This is a genomic window from Breoghania sp. JC706 (assembly GCF_037026715.1).
In the GTDB taxonomy this organism is placed as follows: domain Bacteria; phylum Pseudomonadota; class Alphaproteobacteria; order Rhizobiales; family Stappiaceae; genus Breoghania.
The window spans coordinates 1-18,931 of sequence record NZ_JBANCG010000005.1 but is presented as its reverse complement, the minus strand read 5'-3'; the positions used below and the strand labels follow the sequence as shown (position 1 = coordinate 18,931).

12 protein-coding genes are annotated in these 18,931 nt (G+C 63.1%); 7 read left to right on the top strand and 5 right to left on the bottom strand.

The genetic code is table 11. The features are described from left to right. Positions 1-2,481: a penicillin-binding protein 1A gene (locus V2L18_RS11080; RefSeq protein ID WP_336178310.1), complete on the bottom strand. Its 2,481-nt coding sequence runs from the start codon at positions 2,479-2,481 to the stop codon at positions 1-3. A 383-nt stretch (positions 2,482-2,864) separates the two neighbouring features. Further along, complete coding sequence (locus V2L18_RS11075) at positions 2,865-4,109, bottom strand: N-acetylmuramoyl-L-alanine amidase (protein ID WP_336178309.1); 1,245 nt, start codon at positions 4,107-4,109, stop codon at positions 2,865-2,867. Between the two features lie 807 nt (positions 4,110-4,916). On the opposite strand from V2L18_RS11075, the gene V2L18_RS11070 reads away from it, so the two are divergent. After that, positions 4,917-7,676 (top strand): Rne/Rng family ribonuclease, encoded by a 2,760-nt coding sequence (locus tag V2L18_RS11070; protein ID WP_336178308.1) that lies wholly within the window; start codon positions 4,917-4,919, stop codon positions 7,674-7,676. 221 nt (positions 7,677-7,897) lie between these two features. Here the strand turns inward: V2L18_RS11070 and V2L18_RS11065 are convergent, their stop codons facing one another. Then, positions 7,898-9,004: an aminotransferase class I/II-fold pyridoxal phosphate-dependent enzyme gene (locus V2L18_RS11065; RefSeq protein ID WP_336178307.1), complete on the bottom strand. Its 1,107-nt coding sequence runs from the start codon at positions 9,002-9,004 to the stop codon at positions 7,898-7,900. On the opposite strand from V2L18_RS11065, the gene V2L18_RS11060 reads away from it, so the two are divergent. The 6 genes from V2L18_RS11060 to aat all read left to right on the top strand — a co-directional run bounded on the left by V2L18_RS11060 (position 8,952) and on the right by aat (position 15,166). Continuing rightward, entirely contained in the window at positions 8,952-10,691 is a 1,740-nt protein-coding gene (locus V2L18_RS11060) for a M48 family metalloprotease (protein ID WP_336178306.1), read from the top strand. The genes V2L18_RS11065 and V2L18_RS11060 overlap by 53 nt on opposite strands. Positions 10,692-10,893: 202 nt before the next feature. Next, positions 10,894-11,691 (top strand): DsbA family protein, encoded by a 798-nt coding sequence (locus V2L18_RS11055; protein ID WP_336178305.1) that lies wholly within the window; start codon positions 10,894-10,896, stop codon positions 11,689-11,691. A 308-nt stretch (positions 11,692-11,999) separates the two neighbouring features. Further along, positions 12,000-12,440 (top strand): type II 3-dehydroquinate dehydratase, encoded by a 441-nt coding sequence (aroQ, locus tag V2L18_RS11050; RefSeq protein ID WP_336178304.1) that lies wholly within the window; start codon positions 12,000-12,002, stop codon positions 12,438-12,440. Between the two features lie 30 nt (positions 12,441-12,470). Then, positions 12,471-12,935 (top strand): acetyl-CoA carboxylase biotin carboxyl carrier protein, encoded by a 465-nt coding sequence (gene accB / locus V2L18_RS11045; protein ID WP_336178303.1) that lies wholly within the window; start codon positions 12,471-12,473, stop codon positions 12,933-12,935. A 10-nt stretch (positions 12,936-12,945) separates the two neighbouring features. After that, positions 12,946-14,298, top strand: a complete 1,353-nt coding sequence (accC, locus tag V2L18_RS11040) for an acetyl-CoA carboxylase biotin carboxylase subunit (RefSeq protein WP_336178302.1) — start codon at positions 12,946-12,948, stop codon at positions 14,296-14,298. A gap of 187 nt (positions 14,299-14,485) precedes the next feature. Then, positions 14,486-15,166 carry a leucyl/phenylalanyl-tRNA--protein transferase gene (gene aat, locus V2L18_RS11035; protein ID WP_336178301.1) on the top strand — a complete coding sequence of 227 codons (681 nt, stop codon included), beginning with the start codon at positions 14,486-14,488 and terminating at the stop codon, positions 15,164-15,166. A 125-nt stretch (positions 15,167-15,291) separates the two neighbouring features. On the opposite strand, the gene V2L18_RS11030 is transcribed toward aat, so the two are convergent. Beyond that, on the bottom strand, positions 15,292-15,822 hold the full coding sequence (locus tag V2L18_RS11030; protein WP_336178300.1) for a DUF2155 domain-containing protein: 531 nt from the start codon (positions 15,820-15,822) through the stop codon (positions 15,292-15,294). A 114-nt stretch (positions 15,823-15,936) separates the two neighbouring features. After that, positions 15,937-18,792, bottom strand: coding sequence for a valine--tRNA ligase (locus V2L18_RS11025; protein ID WP_336178299.1), 2,856 nt, complete (start codon positions 18,790-18,792; stop codon positions 15,937-15,939). Positions 18,793-18,931: the final 139 nt, after the last annotated feature.

Below are 18,931 nucleotides of genomic sequence, written 5' to 3'. Positions count from 1 at the left end.
TCAATAGAGGCCGCCGGTTCCCGTCATGATGGCGCGATCGGCTTCCGGGGTCACCTCCCTCGGCTGGCCCATCTCGTCCTGATAGCCGATGATCGAATAGTTGTCCGGAGGCGCCGTTCCCGGCTTGAAGGCTTCCAGGATTGTGCCCGGCGCGCCGGCGGCAGCACGCAAGCCGGTCCTGCTGTTGATCGGAATCAGGTTGATACCCGGCGGCACGCGGAACTCCACGGCCGGCTTGTCGGCCAGCGCCTGCTTCATGAACTCGGTGAAGATCGGAGCGGCCACATGGCCACCGGTACCGCTGCGCCCCATCGACCTCGGCGTGTCGTAGCCCACGAAGACCCCGACGGTGAGGTTCGGCGAAAAGCCCATGAACCACGCATCGCGCTCGTCGTTGGTCGTGCCGGTCTTGCCAGCGATCGGGCGGCCGACCGCACGCACGCTCGTCGCGGTGCCACGCTGGACCACGCCTTCCATCATCGACGTGATCTGATAGGCGGTCATCGGATCGAGCACCTGCTCGCGATTGTCGACGAGCTTCGGTTCGTCCTGGCCGTGCCAATCGGTCGCGTCGCAGCCATCGCATTCGCGCGCATCGTGCTTGTAGATCGTGCGGCCGTACCGGTCCTGAATGCGGTCGATCAGCGTCGGAGTCACCTTGCGGCCACCGTTCGCAATCATCGAGTAGGCGGTTGTCATTCGCAGGACCGTCGTCTCACCCGCCCCGAGCGCCATGGATAGCACGGGCAGCATCTTGTCGTAGATGCCGAACCGACGGGCATATTCCGCCACCAGCGGCATGCCCATGTCCTGCGCGAGGCGCACCGTCATCACATTCCGCGATTTTTCAATGCCCGTGCGAAGCGTCGAGGGCCCGTAGTACTTGCGGCCATAGTTCTGCGGCTGCCAGACTTCGCCGCCGGCCTGCTCGACGGAGATCGGCGCGTCCATGACGACGCTCGACGGGGTATAGCCGTTGTCGAGGGCCGCCGAATAGACGAACGGCTTGAAGGAGGAACCCGGCTGGCGATAGGCCTGCGTGGCGCGGTTGAACTCGCTCTGGTCGTAGCTGAAGCCGCCGACCATCGCCAGAACGCGGCCCGTAAACGGATCCATCGCGACGATCGCACCGGAGACTTCCGGAACCTGACGAAGCATCCAGGCCTTGCTCGTTCCGCCCGCGGGATCTGGAATACGCTCGACATAGACGACGTCGCCGACCTTGAGCACGTCATCGGCGCCCTTCACCGAACTCGTGCCGTCCTTGACCCGGCGCACCCACTTGATCTCGCTGAAATCGATGTGACCACGCTCACGGTCGGTCGACAGCTTGCCCGAGGCGAGCCGTTCCGGCTGGATGCCGATGGTGGCCTGATCGGCATTGACATCAAGCACTACCGCAAGTTGCCATTCCGGCACGTCATTGAGCTTTTCCACCTTGCCGACAAGCCCGCCCCACTCGCCGGCGTTGACATCGACATGGTCCACCGGACCGCGCCACGTTCCGTGCTCGCGGTCGAACTTGACGAGCCCGTCCATCAGCGACTTGCGAGCCTCGGCCTGCATCTTCGGATCAAGCGTGGAGCGCACCGACAGACCGCCGTTGTAGAGACGGTCGTCGCCGTACATGTCCTTCAATTCGCGGCGGACTTCTTCGGCGAAATATTCGGATGCGAAGAGCTGCGCGCCGGTTTCGCGCGGGGTCACCTTCAGCGGCTCCGCCTTGGCCTTCTCACCGTCCTCCGGCTTCACGTATCCGTTCTCGACCATCCGGTCGATGACCCAGTTGCGCCGCTCGATCGCAGCCTTGGGGTGCCGGAACGGATTGTAGTTGTTCGGCCCCTTCGGCAATGCCGCCAGATAGGCGGCTTCGGCGATCGTGAGCTCGTGCACCGACTTGTCGAAATAGAGAAGCGAGGCCCCGGCCACGCCGTAGGCGCCCATGCCGAGGTAGATCTCATTCAGATAGAGCTCCAGGATCTTGTCCTTGGAGTAGGCGTCCTCGATCCTGAGCGCCAGGATCGCTTCCTTGATCTTGCGCTCGTAGGAGACTTCGTTGGTCAGGAGGAAATTCTTGGCGACCTGCTGGGTAATGGTCGATGCGCCCACCGGACGGCGGTCGTTTCCCGACAGCTTGTTGCGAAGGTTGACGACAATGGCACGCGCAACGCCGGTGATGTCGATGCCGGGATGGTGGTAGAAATTCTTGTCCTCGGCCGAGATGAACGCGTCCTTCACCAGATCGGGAATGCCCTGGATCGGCAGGAACATGCGTCTCTGTTTCGCATATTCCGCGATAAGGCTGCCGTCGGCGGCATGCACGCGGGTCATCACGGGCGGTTCGTAGTTCTTCAGCGCCGTGTAATCGGGAAGGTCCTTCGTGATCGTCGACAGGTACCATGCTCCCCCCGCCGCCGCGACCAGGAAGCAGACAGCTCCGATCCCGAAGAGATAACCGAAGAACTTAAGCAGAAACTTCATATAACGGGCTCGTCCGTATCAGGCTCGTTCCTGGGTGAAGAACCGCCATGGGCACGGGATGATACCCTTCATGCCCGTCGGCTCTCCAATGAAATCCGACGCAAAACCGTCGCCGGCGGCTTTGACTCCAGCGCCGGACGGCAGAAGCCCGAACGTCCGGTCGGCTTGCAAGCGCCCTGGCTGCAGTGGCCCGACCAGGCGTCGTTCCACATTGCCGGTCACCGCTTCCCCGCGCCTATCGTCCACCGCACGTGCGCCACCTAGCATACCCGGAACTGATCGTCGCCTGCATCGGTCACCATTGTGGCGATGCTGAGGCGTCTGTGTTGCCGTCTCACAACAGCGATCACGGCCTTCCCTGACGCACCTTCGCCGGCGCCGCGCTATTGCCCCTGTGCAAGCCGCGGCTGAAAAAAACGGTCGATGCTCGCCACCATCGCAGTCGCGGCCCGCTCGCGCCATTCGTGTGAAACCAGCAGACTTTCATCGTGCTTGTTCGACAGATATCCGAGCTCCACGAGCACGGACGGTATGTCATAGGCCTTCAATACCCTGAACCCCGCCGAACGCCACGGATTCTTGATCAGCTTCACGGCGCTTTCGAATTCGGAAACCAGGGTGCGGGCGAAAAAGATCGAAAAGCTCTTGGTCTCGCGCCTGGCAAGATCGATCAGGATATCGGCCACATCGTCCGGTTCGTCCTCAAGATCCGCACCTGCCAGTATGTCGGAACTGTTTTCCCGCTTGGCAAGGGCGGCCGCGATCGCATCCGAAGCACGTTCGGACAACGTGTAGACCGTGGCTCCGCGCACATAATTCTGCGGCGCGGAATCCGCATGGACGGAAATGAACAGGCTCGCGCCATGCTCGCGTGCGAACTCGACTCGTTTCCCAAGCGGAATGAACCGGTCGTCGTCCCGCGTCATGAGAACCTCGTAGGTTCCTTCCGCCTCAAGTTTCTCCTTGAGCAACCTGGCGAATTCGAGGACGACAACCTTCTCGTTGATGCCATCGACGCCGACCGCTCCGGTGTCGATGCCGCCATGGCCCGGATCGAGCACGATGACCGGACGGCTGGAAGGCGCCTTGCCTACGGGCTTGCGATCCCCCTTCTCCGCTGCAGCATCCTCAGCAACGGCATCCGGGCGCGGATAATCGGCGAGGAACGCGGCGCGCGTGGTCTTCACGAAATCGATCACAAGGCGCGCCGGTTGCCCATCGACGGAGGGCAGCACGAACGACTTGTCGATGCGCGCCGGCCCCGAGAGATCCAGCACGATACGCGACTTGCCCGGCGCGATCAGACCGTAACGCCATGCCTTGACGAGACCCCGCCCGCTCTCCCCCGATTTCGGAGGCAGATCGAACCGCACTTCCGGCATGTCGAGTATGACGCGGTCCGGATCCGCAAGCGCAGAAGCGGCAAACTTCACGGTCCGGCTGAGGTCGACGATGAACCGTGTGCGATGCGCATCGCCGGCGACCCGCGCCGCACTGGCGACAACGACCGAATTCTCCGCCTTTGGGGTCGAAGTATCTTCTGATTCGGCACGCGCGCTCACGCCCGCGGTCGCAAGCACGGCGACAAGCGCGACGAACAGCGCAGCGATGGTTTCCCTGAACCTCATTGCGGATAGTTTTTCCCGGCCATCCGCCGGGCCCCGTACTCGAACCCGTCCCTCACACCCATGACGACATTTCGGCCACCGGCGCATCGTGGTCTTTCATAGGACATTACGGGCCCATGGTTAACCGGGTGTTTCGCTTATCCGCCGCCCACCCGGCACGCGGCGCCCCGGTTATCTTCGCTGCGTAGCATAGTGTCCGGATGCGCCGGCGATCCCGTATCACGACTGGGCACCGCAGTCCCCTGCGACTTCACGTCAACTGACACGACGGCTTATCTTGCCAACGGTCCCTTGCATCCTTAAAAGATCAAGTTGGATTTTGGTCATCGTGCGACTCATCCCGCCGTCAGGAGCGCCGCTTCCTGACGGGACCCGGTGCAGGCCTGTCTTCGCGAGCGCGTTTTTCGAAGACATTTGCCCGCATCTTTGTCTCGCCTGCCTGTTCCCTTCGCGCCGAACCGCGCGGGACACCGGGACGGCATCGGGATTGGCGCGGTTCCATTCCAGAGATTGATACCGTGCCGGGCGCGGCAAGACCGGGCACGGACCGCACGGTCGGCGACGAGCCGACCTTAACGAAATTCGACAGTCAACGAGCGTTGCGATGAGCGATCGCGCTGAACCGCAGAGCAGATTGGAGACGTCAGGCGCCTCGCCAAAGGCCGCCTTCCCGTCCGCTCCGGTACACGCAACGCCCGCAAGAAGCTTCAATCACAACCGAGACAGACAGAGCGACCATGCGGACGGAACACATATGCGGCAGCGGACAGCGCCGGTTCCACGCCTCGGTCGTGGAGACCCCCTTCAATGGCAAACAAGATGCTTATCGATGCCGCGCACCCGGAAGAGACCCGGGTCGTCGTGGTGCGCGGCAATCGCGTAGAAGAATTTGATTTCGAGGCCGCGAACCGCAAGCAGTTGCGCGGCAACATTTATCTGGCGAAAGTCACGCGCGTGGAACCGTCGCTTCAGGCGGCTTTCGTCGATTATGGCGGCAATCGCCACGGCTTTCTGGCCTTCTCCGAAATCCACCCCGATTTCTATCAGATCCCCATGGCGGACCGAAAGGCGCTGCTAGAGGAAGAAGAGGAAAACGAGGAGGAAACCGTCGAGGCCGCGCCCGCACGGTCCCGTCGCGGATCCCGGGTTCGCAAGAAGGTGGAAGCGGAAGACGGAGCCGAGGAGGACTCGGAAAACGATACCGAGCTCACCGCATCCAGTGAGAGTGACGACTCCGACGACGGGGAAGACAGCGCCAACGACGACCAGTCTGCCTCCGGCTCGGATAATGACGGTGAGGATCAGGTCGAATCCGTCGGTGCCGAAGATGCGCTCGAAGAAGTTCCCGTGCGGCGTTCGCGCCCGGCACGGCGGCAGTACAAGATCCAGGAAGTCATCAAGCGCCGTCAGGTGCTGCTCGTTCAGGTCGTCAAGGAAGAGCGCGGCAACAAAGGCGCGGCTCTGACCACCTACCTGTCGCTGGCCGGCCGTTATTCCGTTTTGATGCCGAACACAGCGCGCGGCGGCGGCATTTCGCGCAAGATCACCTCGGTGCAGGACCGCAAGCGCCTCAAGGCGATCGCCGGCGAGCTCGACGTGCCGGAAGGCATGGGCGTGATCCTCAGGACAGCGGGCGCCAGCCGCACCAAGGCCGAGGTCAAGCGCGATTTCGAATACCTGCTGCGTCTCTGGGAGAACGTGCGGGATCTGACCCTGCGGTCGATCGCGCCCTGCCTGGTCTACGAGGAAGGCAGCCTGATCAAGCGGTCGATCCGCGATCTTTACAACAAGGACATCGACCAGGTCCTGGTGTCCGGCGAGGAAGGCTATCGCGAGGCCAAGGACTTCATGCGCATGCTCATGCCGAGCCATGCCAAGAATGTTCAGCCTTATCGCTCGACCACGCCGATTTTCACGCGCTACGGCATCGAGCCGCAGCTCGACGCCATGTTCTCGCCCCAGGTGACGCTGAAGTCCGGCGGCTACATCGTCATCAATCAGACCGAGGCGCTGGTTGCCATTGACGTGAACTCCGGCAAGTCGACCCGCGAGCACAATATCGAGGATACGGCGACCCAGACGAACCTTGAGGCGGCCGAGGAAGTCGCGCGCCAATTGCGGCTGCGCGACCTGGCAGGCCTGATCGTCATCGACTTCATCGACATGGAGGAAAACCGGAACAACCGGGCGGTCGAAAAGCGCATGAAGGACTGCCTGAAGTCCGACCGCGCCCGCATCCAGGTTGGCCGGATCTCGCATTTCGGTCTTTTGGAGATGTCGCGCCAGCGGATTCGCACGGGCGTTCTGGAAAGCTCCACCGAAGTCTGCTCGCATTGCCGCGGCTCCGGCATGATCCGATCGGTGGAATCTGTCGCGCTGCATGTCCTACGCGCGCTCGAAGACCACCTGCTTCGCCACTCCGGACACCACATCAACGTCAAGACGCAGGCGCCTGTCGCCCTCTACATCCTCAATCAGAAGCGCCATCACCTGATGGAACTCGAGGCCCGCTTCGGCCTCAACATCTCGATTACGGCGGATGAGGATATCGGCACCCAGTACTATGTGCTGGAGCGCGGCGAAGCGGTCGTGCGGGATCCGGACGCCCCGCCCGCTCCCACGATCGTGCAGCCCGACACGATCTTCCTGGACGAGGAAGAGCCGGAGCCGGAAGAAGCCGACGTCGACAGCGAAGACGACACCGCCGACGAAGAAGAAACCGAAAGCGCACGCTCGGATGAATCCGGTCGCGGCAAGCGTCGGCGCCGGCGCCGGCGGCGCAATTCCGGTGACGAACAGGAAAACCGCGAGGCGAGCGAGCCGAACGAGGGCGGAGAGGCTCAGGCCCAAGCCGAATCCGATGAGGATGAGGACGGGGTTTCCGCCGAACAGAGCGGCGACGAGGGCGAGGACGAGCGTCGTCGCAAGCGTCGTCGGGGACGCCGGGGCGGTCGACGCGGCCGTCGCAATCGCGACGATCAGGCATCGAGCCAGGAAGGCGATGCGGCCGGCGAAGATACTTCCGCAGGCGAAGTCGCAGTCGCACAGTCCGATACAGCCGACGGCGAGGAAGCCGAGGCTCCGGCTGCCGAAGTAACGCAGGACGAAGCAACCGGACCCGAAAGCGCAGATAGCGCTTCGGAAGTTGCGTCTGCTGAAGAGCAGGCCGAGTCGGAGGCCCCGGAGGCCCCGGAGGCCAAGGCGTCGGCCGCTTCGGAAGCCGACGACCGCTCCGAGCCTCAGACAGAGGAACACACCGAAGAGACGTCCGCTGGGGCGGCCCAGCCCGCGGAAGAGGTGACGGCAGAAGCCGAGCCGGCGGTGGAGACTGAAGCCGAAGTTGCCGAGACTGAGGCAACACCGGTGGTCGCAGAGGCCCCGGCCCCGCTTGAGAGCCCCGTTGAGAGCGAGAAGCCGGTGAAGACCGCGGACCTTGCGGAGACGGACGGCGAGAAGCCTTCCGAGCCGCAGGCTTCCTCTGGCGAGAGCGCAGAGGATAAAGAGAGCGACAGCAAGGAGAAGCCGCGCAAGCGCTCCGGCTGGTGGCAGCGACGCTCTTTCTTCTGAAAGGTTCTCGAGCTTTTCAGATGACAATCCCAAGGAAGGCGGCCTCTTGGCCGCCTTTTCTTATGCATCGGTTGAAGTTGGGGCTTCCTGTCAAAGGCCTTGTCGAAAAAGTCCATGGCGATCACGGCGCACGGCCTCGGCAGACAGAGAGGCATGAAGCCGATCAGCCGCCCTCCGGTCCACAGATACCGTGACCTTCTCCGGACTGGGAAATATGCGCTCTACCGCAGCCAGGCCGCGAGCCGGTCCGTCGCCGTGACCATATCCTGGTAATCGCCTGCGAAGGAAAAGCGGAGATATCGGTTGCCGCGCGCCCGGTCGAAATCGGGGCCCGGCGTCGTCGCGATACCGGCTTCCGCAAGCATGCGCCGTGCGAAGTCCACGGAGTCGTTCGTAAAGGAGCGCACGCCAGCATAGACGTAGAACGCACCGTCGACCGGGAGCAATTCGTCGAAGCCGAGCTTGGGCAGACGGTCGAGGAGCAGAGCGCGGCTTTTGGCATAGCCTGCCTTCACCTGCTCAAGCTCCTCGGTTGCGTCGAACGCGGCGATGCCGGCCCTCTGGGAAATGTCGGGCGGGCAGATATAGAGGCTTTGGGCGATACGCTCGAGCGGGCGGACCAGCGCCTGCGGCACGATCATCCAGCCGACGCGCCATCCTGTCATGCAATAGTATTTGGAGAACGAATTGATGACGACCGCCTCGTCGCAATAGTGCAGCGCGGAAGCCGTCTCTCCCTCGTAGACGAGGCCGTGATAGATTTCGTCGGATATCAGCGTGAGCCCAAGATCCCGCGACGCCTCGCAGATCGCCTTGAGCGCGGCCGGCCGCATCATCGTTCCCGTCGGATTGCCGGGGCTCGCAATCAGCACGCCTTTGAGCGGTTTTTCGGCATGCGCACGCTCCAGAAGCTCAGGCTCCAGGGCCCATCGCGTCTCCGGCCCGACGGCGATCTCCACCGGCTCGAGCCCCAGGGCCTCGAGGATGTTGCGGTAGGCGGGATAGCCTGGCGCCGTCAACGCGATGCGATCACCCGGATCGAACGCCCCGAGGAAGGCGAGATTGAAGCCGGCCGAGGAGCCCGTCGTTACGATGATCCTGCTTTCCGGTACTTCCAAACCGTAGGCTTCGCGATAGTGGCGGGAAATGCGGTCGCGCAGCGCCGCCCGACCGCGTGCTTCCGTGTACCCGAAGTAACCGCCGGCCAAAGCCTCCTGGGCTGCGTTGATCACTGTCGATGGTGCTCGTGCGCCGGGCTGGCCAAGTTCCATATGGATGATCTTCTCACCCGCAGCCTCGCGCCGGCGGGCCTCGTCCAATACGTCCATTGCCAGAAACGGCTCGATTCCGGAACGCCGGGAACCTGTGAGGGCCAAGAGGATGTCTCCCTGTTATCGAAAGCGCTGCGTCACACCTGGATTCGCCGTTGATTTGCCGCAATCGGTCGCTGTTTTCGGCTCCGGTCGGGCTGAGCCGGTTGACCACTGTCAACCGGCTCACATAGGTTCGCAAGATCGCCCGCCATGGAGGATGCACCGCGTGATTTCACGTCCCCTAACGCAGAAACGCTCGCTGTTCCAGCAGGGATCGCGGCCCGGCACCGGTATCGAGCCGATGCACCGGCCCGCTCATGCCCGCCTGCTCAAGCGCGTTTTCTCGTTCGCGGTGGCGATGCTCCTTGCCTTTCAGACGATCGCGCCGACGACCGCCGAAGCACAACAGCGCGGCCGCCGTTTGCCGATCGTCCGCGATGCGGAAGTGGAAGCACTCCTTCGCGACTACGCCGAACCCATCCTGCGGGCGGCGGGCCTCGGCGGCGGTTCGTTGCAGATCATTCTCGTCAACGATCGCAGCTACAACGCGTTCGTGGTCGACAGCCATCGCATGTTCATGAATGTCGGCGTGATCATCGATGCCAAGACCCCGAATGAAGTGATCGGCGTCATCGCCCACGAGGTCGGCCACATCGCCGGGAACCACCTTGTTCGGCTGCGCGAGGCTGCCGCGAATGCGCAGATCATGGCCGTGCTCGGCACATTGCTGGGCGCAGGCGCGATTGCCGCCGGCGCGGCGTCGGGTGCTGGCGGAATCGGCCAGGGCGGCGGTGCCATCGTGGGACTTGGCGCGGGTCTGGCGCAACGCTCGCTGCTGTCCTACCAGCGCACCGAGGAAGCGACCGCCGACCGTTCCGCCATCAAGTATCTGAACGCCACGCATCAATCGCCCAAGGGCATGCTGGACACTTTCAAGCGACTGGCCGATCAACAGCTTTTCGCGTCGCGCTATGCCGATCCCTATGCGCAAAGCCATCCGATGGCGCGCGATCGCGTGTCGATGCTGGAGACATTGGCGAAACAGAGCCCGTACTACAACAAGAAGGACCCGCCTGCCCTTCAGGCCCGCCACGATCTGGCCCGCGCCAAGCTCATCGCCTTCGCCGGCAGCCAGGGCGCGGTCGCCCGCGCCTACGGCAATAGCAACAGCCTGCCCGCCCGCTACGCCAGGGCGATCTATACGATGCAGTCCGGCAATCCACGCGACGCGCAGCGTGCCATCGACGGCCTCCTGCAGACGCAGCCTCAAAACCCCTATTTCTGGGAGCTGAAAGGCCAGAGCCTGATTGAATCCGGCAACCCTGCCGCAGCCGTCGCCCCCTTCGAGAAGGCGGTCGCCTATGCGCCCAAAGAAGGCCTGATGAAAATCTGGCTCGGTTACGCCCTCGTCGCGACCGGCAAGGATGCCTATCTGGACAAGGCAGTGAGCCTGCTCAAGGTCGGCTTGCGCGAAGAGCCGAATTCCCCGCTCGCTTACAGCCAGCTCGCAATCGCCCAGGCGCGACGGGGAAATCCGGCCCTCGCCGACGTGGCGACAGCCAAGAGCATGATGCTCTCCGGCCAGTTCCAGGCAGCGCGCAAGTTCGCCGCGCGCGCGCAGAAGAACCTGAAACGCGGATCGCCAGACTGGTTGCAGGCCGATGATATCATCTCCTACAAGCCGCCCGATTTTCGGCGGTAACGAACCGGTCGCTATGTCAAACGCGGGATTGTGACCGCCTGCGCGATTGACCCGGAGGGAAGAAGGCGGCAAGGCTTCTCGCACCGAATTTCATGCCCTTTGCGGGCTTCAGCGTGTATGGCCTATGCGCTTCCGACAAGCTTCGACGTTCCCGGCCAAAAGCGGAACAGGACGAGACGTCTACCAGGAAAGAACAACGACCATGACCACCACCGGCCGCATCGTCGCCTTTGTCGCGGGCATTGCCTTCGCAGCCGCCCCTTCGCTGCTCGCCATTCACGCCCTGCGCTCCCAGCCGGCCCCGGCCGGAGGCACCGCTGTGGCCGCGTCCCAGCCGGTCGGCGGCGATTTCATCCGCACCTATCTCATGGAAAATCCGGAAGTCATCCGGGACGCCTTCTACGAACTGGAACGGCGCAAGGCGGAGGCGGAACAGAAGGAGCGCGTCGCCACGATCACCGAAAACAAGTCGGTGCTGTTTGATTCGACCAGACAGGCCGTTCTCGGCAATCCGCAGGGTGACGTCACGCTGGTCGAGTTCTTCGACTACAATTGCGGCTACTGCAAGCGGGCGCTCGGCGACATGGACCGGCTGATCGAGGGAGATTCGAACCTTCGCGTCGTGCTGAAGGAATTCCCCGTGCTGGGACAGGGTTCCGTCGAAGCGGCGCAGGTTGCAGCTGCCGTCAATATCATGGCTCCCGACCAGTACGGCACCTTCCACGAAAAGCTGCTGATGGCAAAAGGCCGCGCAAACGGCGCCAAGGCGATCGAGGTGACCAAGGAACTCGGCCTCGATCAGGACGAACTCGCCAAGACCCTGAAGAACCCGGAAGTCGCGGCGACGATTGACGAAACCTACGCGCTCGCCAAAACGCTCGGCCTGACCGGCACCCCGTCCTACGTGATCGGAGACGAGGTCGTCTTCGGCGCCGTTGGCTACGACGAGCTGAAGGCCAAGATCGACGACATGCGGGCGTGCGGGTCCACTTCCTGCTGAATTCCTGCCGCGAGCTCTTCTTCGCTCGCGGCGTCTTTCGCCTTGCACATAGGAACGCGCCAAACGTGGCCGTCTTTTCCCCGTCTTAGCGCCGTTGCCGCCGGTCGCAATGCCCGCAGGGGGTTTTCCTGTCCCCCCGGACCCAATATAAGGGGCTGACCTTGAGATCTGGCGAGTTCCCGGGGAGCTCGCTCATACGTGCGTTGCGCGGTCTGGGGCTGACGAGCCCGGCGTGCGCGGTATGAGGAAACCCAGGACGGGCCTTCAGGCGGATGAGCCGCCGGCAAGGTCATTGTGGCGGGGAGCGGATGGCGTCACCGATATTCATCTTGAACGGACCCAACCTGAACCGTCTGGGCACGCGCGAACCGGAGATCTACGGGCGCACGTCGCTTGCCGATATCGAACGGCTCTGCAGGGATACTGCGGAGGATATCGGCTTCGAAATCGAATTCCGGCAAACGAACTTCGAGGGAATGCTCGTCGACTGGATTCAGGAAGCCGGAGATCTCGCGCAAGGGCTGGTCATCAATCCGGCCGCCTATACACATACGTCCGTTGCCATACGCGATGCGATTACAACGGCCGACATCCCCACCATCGAAGTGCACCTGACAAACATTTTCACGCGGGACGCATTTCGCCATCATTCCTTTGTATCGCCTGTTGCCTACGGTGTGATCTGCGGATTCGGCGCCACCGGCTATCGATTGGCGATCGAGGCCCTCTCTGAAGTGATCCGAGCCTGAAACGGCTTCCGGTGTGAAACGAAAAGCAACATGTCAACCAAGAACAAATCCATTGACCACGACCTGATCCGTCAGCTCGCGAACCTGCTCGACGAGACGAACCTCACCGAAATCGAGGTGGAGCAGGACGACCTGCGTATCCGCGTCGCGCGGCAGCTTTCGGTTACGGCTCCGGTCATGCAGCAGGCGCCCGCAGCCCCCGCCCCGATGGCAGCTCCGGCCGCCCCGCAGGGCGCCGCGCCGGCCGATCCTGCCAACCGCCCGGGCGTCGTCAATTCGCCGATGGTCGGCACCGCCTACCACGCGCCGGAACCGGGGGCCCGCCCCTTCGTGGATGTCGGCGACACCGTTCGTGCCGGGCAGACCGTCATGATCGTGGAAGCCATGAAGACCATGAACCAGATCGCCGCGCCCAAGGCCGGCACGGTCAAGGAGATCCTTGTGGAAGACGGCCAGCCTGTCGAATTCGGCGAGCCTCTTCTGGTCATCGAATAGGCGCCCGCCCATGTTCAGCAAGATCCTCATCGCCAACCGTGGCGAAATTGCCCTGCGCATCCTGCGCGCGGCAAAGGAACTGGGCATCGCCACGGTCGCCGTTCACTCCACGGCCGATGCCAACGCGATGCATGTGCGCCTTGCGGATGAAAGCGTCTGTATCGGCCCGCCGCCGGCGCGCGACAGCTATCTCAACATCCCCAGCCTGATGGCGGCCTGTGAGATCACCGGGGCCGATGCGGTTCACCCCGGCTACGGGTTCCTTTCGGAAAACGCCCGCTTCGCCGAGATCCTCGAGGCGCACCACATCGGCTTTATCGGTCCGAGCTCCGAACACATCCGCATCATGGGTGACAAGATCGAGGCCAAACAGACCGTGAAGCGTCTGGGCATTCCGGTCGTGCCGGGCTCCGACGGTGGCGTCACGGATGCGCGAGACGCCAAGCGCATCGCGGCGGAGATTGGCTATCCCGTTCTGATCAAGGCCGCGGCGGGCGGCGGCGGACGCGGCATGAAGGTGGCGCGTTGCGAAGACGACCTCGAAGAAGCCTTCCAGACGGCCCGCACCGAGGCCCGCAACGCCTTCGGCGACGATGCCGTCTACATGGAAAAGTACCTGGAGAAACCGCGGCACATCGAGATTCAGGTGCTCGGCGACGGTAAAGGCAACGCGATCCACCTCGGCGAGCGCGACTGTTCGCTGCAGCGCCGCCACCAGAAGGTTCTGGAGGAGGCCCCCTCGCCCGCTCTCAACGACGAGCAGCGCAATCGTATCGGCAATGTCTGCGCGAAGGCGATGGCGGAGTTGAAATACTCAGGGGTCGGTACGATCGAGTTTCTCTATGAGAACGGTGAGTTCTATTTCATCGAGATGAACACGCGCCTGCAGGTGGAACATCCGGTCACGGAGATGATCACCCGCATCGATCTGGTCAACGAGCAGATCCGGATCGCCTCCGGCGGTACCCTGACCATGCGCCAGGAGGACATCCATTTCTCCGGTCACGCAATCGAGTGCCGCATCAACGCCGAGCACCCGCGCACTTTCGCTCCCTCCCCCGGCAAGATCACATACTACCATCCGCCCGGCGGCCTCGGCGTCCGCGTCGATTCCGGCGTCTATGCCGGCTATTCCATCCCGCCCCATTACGACAGCCTGATCGGCAAGCTGATCGTGCACGGTCGCAACCGGGTGGAATGCATGATGCGCCTGCGCCGCTGCCTCGACGAGTTCGTGATCGACGGCATCGAGACGACGATCCCGCTCTTCCGCGATCTCGTCGACAATCAGGACATCGCCAACGGGATGTACGACATCCACTGGCTCGAAAAGCATCTGGCGGCCGCACCGGAAGGTGAGTGAACCGCAACCGACACGCCGCGCGGACCGGGATCTTTCTTTCCGGTCCGCCGCCTGATCCTGCGAGACCCGTCCGCCGCGCTATTAGTTAAGAGTGTCTCGTCCGCATGAGCGACTGGTCTCCGGCCGGGCGGCGACCTATCTGGTTTTCAAAGACCTGTTCCATCCTGCAAACCGATGAAGCCACGCAATGGCACTGCACGACGACTCCAGCCATCTTCAGATCACACCGCAGGTCCTCCTGAAGGCCTATGCGTGCGGCATCTTTCCGATGGCGGAGTCGGCCGAGAGCTCCGAGCTCCATTGGATCGAGCCAACCTGGCGCGGCATCATTCCGCTGGATCTCTTTCATATCCCACGCCGGCTGAAACGAACGGTGCGTTCGGATCATTTCGAGGTGGTGATCGACCGGGATTTCGATGGCGTCCTTGACGGTTGCGCAGCCCCCGCGCCCGGCCGCCGCAAGACCTGGATCAATGAACCCATCCGGCACCTATGCGCCGAGCTCTTCCGTCTCGGCCATTGCCATACCGTGGAGTGCCGACTGAACGGCCGCCTCGTCGGCGGTCTCTATGGCATCGAACTCGGCGGGGCATTTTTCGGTGAGAGCATGTTCTCCTTCGAGCGCGATGCCTCGAAGGTGGCTCTCGTGCATCTGATCGCACGTCTGAAGGCGGGCGGCTTCTCGTTGCTCGACACCCAGTTCGTCACCGATCATCTGGCGACTTTCGGCGCTGTGGAGATTTCCAAGCACGATTATGCCGTTCTGCTCGATCGGGCGGTCATGGATGATGACGCGAACTTTCACGCGCTGCCGAGCCATATCGATGGCGAAGACGCCTTGAAGGCGATCGGGATCACCGGCGCGTGAGGCCCCTTATCTCCGAAGATACGCTGCAAGCTCTCCCGTCCCGTTTCGCAAGACCATCATAACGATCGGCGGAAAAGGGACCGCGACGCCACCGGACTGCGAACACACCTACCGATCAGACGGCATTATGGCTGCTGCTCGGGCTTCTCGCGCGGAATGTTGGGCGGAGGGGCATCGGGATCGCGCGGCACATCGCCGAGCGGATCATTCGGAGCCACCTTCTGAACCACCGGCGGACCGTCATAGTTCTCGGGAGGCGGCACGTTCGAGGACTGTTTGCAGTCAGTCAGCCAGACGTCATAGACGGGATGCTCGACCGCATGCAGGCCGGGGCTCGCCGCAAACATCCAGCCGGTAAAGATCCGCTTGACCTCATTGTTCAGCGTGATTTCATCGACTTCGACAAAGGCGTCCGTCTGCGGCTGCTCGGTCGGCGGGCGCGAATAGCACACGCGCGGCGTCACCTGGAGCGCGCCGAACTGCACCTTCTCTCCGATGTAGACATCGAAGGAGATGATCCGGCCGGTGATCTTGTCGAGACCGGCGAATTCCGCCACCGGGTTCGAGATCCGCTCCGCATGGGCGGTGCCCGCAGCACCCGCCAGCGCGCTTGCGATGAGGGCCGCCGCCAGGCGACCTGTCGTGCCAATCGTCATTCTTTCTCCCGCAAGCCGTCGATTCTCGGCGCACGCAACGCGATTCGGCTCTGGTTTAACACCCGGTTCGGCCACGAAAAAGGCAAGGCGATTGGTCGCCTTGCCTTCCTGAAATCAGCCCATCTGCGACAGGCGCGCCTCGGCCTGTTCCACCTTGGCGCGAAGCTCGACGAACTCGGCACGCTTCTCCTTCTCGCCTTCCACCACCTCTTCCGGCGCCTTCTCGACGAACTTGGGATTGGCGAGCTTCTTGTCGATACGCGCGATCTCGCCATCAAGGCGGCCACGCTCCTTGGCAAGACGTGCCTTCTCGGCATCGAGGTCGATCACGCCGGCGAGCGGCAGGCACAGGGTGAGGCTTTCGAGCACGATCTGGGCGGAGCCCTTCGGCGCAGTCTCCGCCTGTTCGATCGTGTCGATCCGCGCAAGCCGCTTGATGGCGGCCTCGTGCGTTGCAAGCCGCGCGGCCGTGGCCTCTCCGGCTCCCACCACGATCAACGGCAGAGTCGCGCCGGCAGGCACGTTCATTTCCGCGCGAACCGAGCGTATCTGTGAGATGAGATCGATCAGCCAGTTGATCTCCTGCGCGCTGTCGTCTTCGTGCCGGGCGATCTCGGGCCATGGCGAAAGCGCCAGAAGACCTTCGCGGGCAGGCCCCTCCTCTCCCGTGCGCGCCCACAATTCCTCGGTGAGAAACGGCATGAACGGATGCAGCAGCTTGAGGATCTGGTCGACGGCCCAGGCGGCGGTCGCCTGCGTCTCCGCCTTCGCGGCGGCGTCCTCACCCGAAAGAACGGGCTTGGCGAGCTCGATATACCAGTCGCAGAAGGTGTTCCACACAAAGCGATAGATGCCGTTGGCGCCATCGTTGAACCGATAGGCCCGGATGGCTTCCGTCACCTCGTCCACGCACCGGGCCGCTTCCGTGACGATCCACCGGTTGAGTGTACCGGTCACGCCGGCGGGATCGAAGCCTTCGGCACGCACGCAGTCGTTCATCTGGAGGAACCGCGTGGCGTTCCACAGCTTGGTCGCGAAATTGCGGTAACCCGCCACACGGCTGGTCGCCAGCTTGATGTCACGTCCCTGTGCTGCCATGGCCGCCAGCGTGAAGCGCAGCGCATCCGCCCCGTACTCGTCGATGAGATCGAGCGGATCGATGACGTTGCCCTTCGACTTCGACATCTTGGCGCCCTTCTCGTCGCGGACGAGGGCGTGAATGTAGACGTCGGCGAAGGGCTCTTCCTCCATGAAATGCAGGCCCATCATCATCATCCGGGCGACCCAGAAGAAGATGATGTCGAGGCCGGTGACGAGCACCGAGGTCGGATAGTAGCGCTTCAGCTCCGCCGTCTCGTCCGGCCAGCCAAGCGTCGAGAAAGGCCACAGGGCCGAGGAGAACCAGGTGTCGAGAACGTCCTCCTCACGGATCAGCTCTACGGCCTTGCCATAATGCTTTTCCGCAAGGCCCGCAGCCTCGGCCTCGTCATGGGCGACGAAGACTTCGCCGTCCGGTCCGTACCAGGCCGGAATCTGATGGCCCCACCAGAGCTGGCGCGAGATGCACCAGGGTTCGATGTTCTCCATCCACTCGAAGTAGGTCTTCTCCCAGTTCTTCGGCACGAACTTGGTGCGGCCCTCGCGCACGCTGGCGATCGCGGGGGCCGCCAACGTCTTTGCGTCCGCAAACCACTGATCGGTCAGCATCGGCTCGATGACCACGTGCGAGCGGTCGCCGAACGGCTGCATGATCTTCTTGTTCTCGACGAGGGGCACGTCGTTGCCCTCCTCGTCCTTGATCGTGACGGCGAGACCGTCGGCATTGATGGCCGCAACGATCTTCTCGCGCGCCTCGTATCGGTCGAGGCCGCGGTATTCATCCGGCACAAGGTTGATGGCGTCGACCTCGGCCTCGCTCGGCAGCTCGCCCGACTGCACGATCGCTTTCGCCATCGCCGCGCATTCGGCATAAGCCGGACCATCGGACCGCATCGCCGCCTGCTCGTTCATCAGACGATAAAGCGGAATCCGGTTGCGCTTGGCGACCTGATAGTCGTTGAAATCGTGCGCGCCGGTGATCTTCACGGCACCGGATCCGAAATCGGGATCGGGATACTCGTCGGTGATGATCGGGATCAGCCGGCGATGCTCCTTGGGGCCGACCGGGATCTCGCAAAGCTTGCCGACGATCGGCGCGTAGCGCTCATCGGACGGGTGAACGGCAACCGCACCGTCACCGAGCATGGTCTCCGGGCGCGTCGTGGCGATGGAAATATAGTCGCGCGTCTCGCGAAGGGTGACGTTTCCGTCCTCGTCCTTTTCCACGTATTCGTAGGTCTCACCGCCGGCCAGCGGGTACTTGAAGTGCCACATGTGGCCGTCGACCTCGGTGTTCTCCACCTCAAGGTCGGAGATCGCGGTCTCGAACTTCGGATCCCAGTTGACCAGTCGCTTTCCGCGATAGATCAGGCCTTCGCGATAGAGCTGGACGAAGACCTTGCGTACCGCCTCCGACAGCCCCTCGTCCATGGTGAAGCGCTCGCGCGACCAGTCGCAGGATGCACCCAGCCGCTTCAGCTGGTTGAGGATCCGGCCTCCGGACTCCCCTTTCCACTCCCAGACCTTCTCGACAAAGGCCTCGCGCCCGATGTCGCGCCGACCCGGCTGCTGCTGCTCGGCCATCTGACGCTCAACGACCATCTGCGTCGCGATACCGGCATGGTCCATGCCCGGCTGCCACAACACGTCGTTGCCGCACATGCGGTTGAAACGGACCAGAATGTCCTGAAGCGTGTTGTTGAGCGCGTGGCCCATGTGCAGCGAGCCGGTTACGTTCGGCGGCGGAATGACGATGCAATAGGGGTTGGCACCTGCCCGGGCGCCCGCGCCGGCACGGAAGGCGCCGGCCTCTTCCCAGTCTTGCGAAATCCGCGGCTCGATAGCCGCGGCATCATATGTCTTGTCGAGCATGGAATCCTGTCTCGTCATTCTTGCCGCCCGCGCGCAGGAAAGGGCTTCCCGCTCGGCAGACGCCGCATCAGCTCGTGTAAATCGGATGGCCGCCGCCAAGTCAACCGGCAGGCGGCGCAACCGAGACAAACCGGACATC

Coding starts and splice junctions, on each gene's coding strand:
- V2L18_RS11080 (WP_336178310.1), bottom strand. CDS start 2,481: ATGAAGTTTCTGCTTAAGTTCTTCGGTTATCTCTTCGGGATCGGAGCT.
- V2L18_RS11075 (WP_336178309.1), bottom strand. CDS start 4,109: ATGAGGTTCAGGGAAACCATCGCTGCGCTGTTCGTCGCGCTTGTCGCC.
- V2L18_RS11070 (WP_336178308.1), top strand. CDS start 4,917: ATGGCAAACAAGATGCTTATCGATGCCGCGCACCCGGAAGAGACCCGG.
- V2L18_RS11060 (WP_336178306.1), top strand. CDS start 8,952: ATGATCTTCTCACCCGCAGCCTCGCGCCGGCGGGCCTCGTCCAATACG.
- V2L18_RS11065 (WP_336178307.1), bottom strand. CDS start 9,004: ATGGACGTATTGGACGAGGCCCGCCGGCGCGAGGCTGCGGGTGAGAAG.
- V2L18_RS11055 (WP_336178305.1), top strand. CDS start 10,894: ATGACCACCACCGGCCGCATCGTCGCCTTTGTCGCGGGCATTGCCTTC.
- aroQ (WP_336178304.1), top strand. CDS start 12,000: ATGGCGTCACCGATATTCATCTTGAACGGACCCAACCTGAACCGTCTG.
- accB (WP_336178303.1), top strand. CDS start 12,471: ATGTCAACCAAGAACAAATCCATTGACCACGACCTGATCCGTCAGCTC.
- accC (WP_336178302.1), top strand. CDS start 12,946: ATGTTCAGCAAGATCCTCATCGCCAACCGTGGCGAAATTGCCCTGCGC.
- aat (WP_336178301.1), top strand. CDS start 14,486: ATGGCACTGCACGACGACTCCAGCCATCTTCAGATCACACCGCAGGTC.
- V2L18_RS11030 (WP_336178300.1), bottom strand. CDS start 15,822: ATGACGATTGGCACGACAGGTCGCCTGGCGGCGGCCCTCATCGCAAGC.
- V2L18_RS11025 (WP_336178299.1), bottom strand. CDS start 18,792: ATGCTCGACAAGACATATGATGCCGCGGCTATCGAGCCGCGGATTTCG.